This is a genomic window from Limnohabitans planktonicus II-D5 (assembly GCF_001270065.2).
Taxonomy (GTDB): Bacteria; Pseudomonadota; Gammaproteobacteria; order Burkholderiales; family Burkholderiaceae_C; genus Limnohabitans_A; species Limnohabitans_A planktonicus.
On the sequence record NZ_LFYT02000065.1, the window covers coordinates 1 to 3455 of the forward strand.

1 protein-coding gene is annotated in these 3455 nt (G+C 63.7%); it reads right to left on the reverse strand.

Annotated features, from left to right (window positions below; all coding sequences use genetic code 11):
- Positions 1–3455 (reverse strand): Ig-like domain-containing protein (locus H663_RS40695; RefSeq protein WP_205872770.1); only part of this gene is annotated, 3455 nt, incomplete at both ends.

Sequence of the window (3455 nt, forward strand, 5' to 3'; positions counted from 1 at the left end):
TTGAACTGCCGCTGTTGCTGGACAGGTCCAGTTGGGCGGTGAAGACCGCGTCTGCTGCGTTCAGTGTGAAGCTCAGCGTGTCCGAGGTGGCCACATTGCCCGCTGCGTCTGTGACTTTGAGGGTCACGCTGTTGGTGCCCTCCACCGCTGTGAAGCTGCTGGTCCAGGTTTGACCATCGGTGCTGTACTGCAGCTGTGCGTCGCTGTCGATGTTGTTCAGGTTCAGCGCGCCGCTGCGGGTGATGCCGTCGCTGTTGCTGGTGCCGCTGTCGCAGCTGAGCGCCACAGTGGGCTTGCTGATGACCGTGTCCAGCGTGAAGCTCAGGGTGCTGGCTGCGCCTGCGTTGCCTGCTGCATCAATGACCCGCGCCTTGACGGTGTTGCTGCCTTCTGCTGCTGTGAAGGTGGTGCCCCACCCGACGCCGTCTGTGCTGTATTGCAGCGTGGCACCCACTTCCAAGGTCGTGACGCTGTAGCGGCCATCGCTGGTGATCTTGTCGGTGCCGAGTGCACCGGTGTCGCACACCAGGCCAAGGACGGGCGCATCGGGCGCTTGGGTGTCCAGTGTGAAGCTGTAGTTGGTGACTGCGCCCAGGTTGCCTGCAGCATCGGTCACGCGCACTTGCACGTTGTTGGAGCCTTCAGCCGCTGCAAAGGTGGTGGCCCAGTTCACGCCGTTGGTGCTGTATTCGAGCTCACCGCCTGCTTCTACGCTGCTCAGGCTCAGGGTGCCTGTGTTCGTGATCTTGTCTGTGCCAGAGCCCGTGATGTTGCCGCTGTCGCACACCAGGCCCACGGTGGGGGCCACAGGGGCTGCGCTGTCCAGGGTGAAGCTCAGGCTGGAGGTGTTGCTGACGTTGCCTGCCTGGTCGGTGACGCGCACGCTGACCGTGTTAGCGCCTTCGCTGGCGACAAAGGTCGTGCCCCAAGTGGTGCCGTTGGTGCTGTATTCGAGGGTGGCACCGGCTTCGGCAGCCACGTTGATGTTGCCGTTGTTCGTGAGCTTGTCAGCGCCTTGGCTGCCGCTGTCGCACACCAGGGTGAGCACGGCCGGGGTGGGCGCTGTGCTGTCCAGGGTGAAGCTGTAGTCTTGGGTGCGCTGGTTGCCTGCGGCGTCCATGACGCGCACTTTGACGGTGTTCAGGCCTTCGGCTGCTGTGTAGGTGCTGGTCCAGGTGGTGCCGTTGGTGCTGTAGCTGATGTCTGCACCGGCTTCTGCGCCGGTGATGACGAGGGTGGCGTCTCGGCTGAGTTTGTCGCTGGCCGTGCCGCTGTCGCAGCTGAGCGCCACGGCGAAGGCGCTGGTTTGGCTGTCGAGTGTGAAGCTGAAGGCAGCCGAGGTGGCCACATTGCCTGCGGCATCGGTGGCGCGCACTTGCACCGTGTTGGCTCCCTCTGCGGCTGTGAAGGTGGTGGTCCACGTTGTGCCGTTGGTGCTGTACTCGACCGTGGCACCGGTCTCCAGATTGCTCACCGCGATCGTGCCGTCTCGGCTGATCTTGTCGCTGCTGTTGGTGCCGCTGTCGCACAGCAAAGACACCGTGGGCGTGGCCACACTGGTGTCAATCACCAGAGGCAGCGTTTGCGCTGCACTGGTGTTGCCTGCGGGGTCGGTGGCGATGATGCTCACGCTGCCGCTTGTCATCGCGATGGTGGGCGTGACGCTCCAGCTGCCGTCTGCAGCCACCGTGGTGCTGAGCACTTCGTTGGTGCCGGGCATGGTGACCTGAATCACGTCGTCCTTGGTGCCCGTGCCGCTGATGGTGGGCATGTCGATGTGGGTCAGGCGGTCTGACAACGCGCCGCTGTTGCTGGCGTCATCGAGCTTGACTGTGAAGCTCGGTGCTTGGGTGTCCACTGCGTAGCTGGCGGTGGCCACCGTGCCCGCGTTGCCCGCTTCGTCGGTGTAGGCCGTGCCCAGGCTCAGCGTGTTGCTGGCCGCTTCGGTGTCTGTTGCTGGCGTGAAGGTGGCTGTCCAGATCAGGCCGTCTGTGCTGGCGGTGAATGTGCTCAAGGCACCGTTGGGCGCTGTGATGTCCGCGTTGCTGAAGTCTTTGACTTTTTCGCTGAAGGTGATGGTCACCGTGGCACTCTCGCCTGCTTTGAGCGCGTTGTCGCTCAGGGCGATGCTGGCTGTCGGCGCTTTGAGGTCAATGGCGTAGTTGGCGCTGCTGGTGCTGGCGCCTTGGTTGCCCGCCACGTCGGTGTAGCTGTTGGCCACGCTCATGACATTGCTGGCGTCTGCCGTGCCTGCGGTGGGCGTGAAGCTGCCCACCCAGGTCTTGCCGCCGTCGGTGGTGGCCAGGGTGCTCAGGGTGCCGTTTTCTACAGCCACGTCGCTGTTGCCAAAGCCGGTGACTTTTTCACTGAAGACGATGGTCACTTGTGCGCTCTCGCCTGCCGTGAGCGCGTTGTCGCTCAGCGTGATCGTGGCCGTCGGGCCTTGGGTGTCTACGGCGTAGTTGGCACTCGATGCGGCTGCGCCTGCGTTAGCGGCCAGGTCGCTGTAGGCACCGGGGTTGACGCTGATGCTGTTGGCCGCCACTTCGACGTTGGCGTTGGGGGTGAAGGTGGCTGTCCAGGTGGTGCCGCCGTCGGTGCTGGCCAGGGTGCTGAGCGTGCCGTTGGGCGCTGTCACGTCGGCGTTGCTGAAGTCTTTGACGGCTTCGCTGAAGGTGATGGTCAGCTGGGCGCTTTGTCCGGCCGTGAGGCTGGTCATCGGTGCGCCTTGGGCGTCTTGGAGGGTGACCACGGCCGAGGGGGCCTTGGTGTCTACGCTGTAGTTGCCGCTGGTGCCCACGGCTCCGGCGTTGCCGATCAGGTCGCTGTAGGTGTTGGCCAGCGTGATGACGTTGGTGGTGTCTTCAAGGTTGACGTTGGGCGTGTAGGTGCCGGTCCAGACGATGCCGTCGGTGCTGACCAAGGTGCCCAATGTGCCGTTTTGCACCGTGACATCCGCGTTGCCAAAGTCTTGCACTTTCTCGCTGAAGGTGATGGTCAGCGTGGTGGTCTCGCCCGCTTGCAGGGCTTCGTCGGCCAGTTTGATGGTGGCTGTGGGCGCTTTGGTGTCCAGGCTGTAGTTGCCGCTCGTGCCTGCGGTGCCCACGTTGCCCGACAGGTCGGTGTAGTTGGCCAGCACTTGGACCACGTTGCTGGTGTCTTCGATGTTGGCAGTCGGGGTGAGTGTGGCGGTCCAGGTCAGGCCGCCATCGGCTGTGGCCAGGTTGCTCAGTGTGGCGTTGTCAGCGGTCAAGTCCGACAGGTCAAAGGCTTTGACTTTCTCGCTGAAGCTGATGGTGACGGTGGCGCTCTCGCCCACTTTCAGGGCGCTCTTGTCCAGCACGATGCTTTGCACCGTGGGCACGGTGATGTCCACGGCGTAGGCCCGGTTGGCAGATGCCATCTGGGTGTTGCCCGCCGCATCGCTGGCCATGAGCACGACTTCAAGGGTGCTG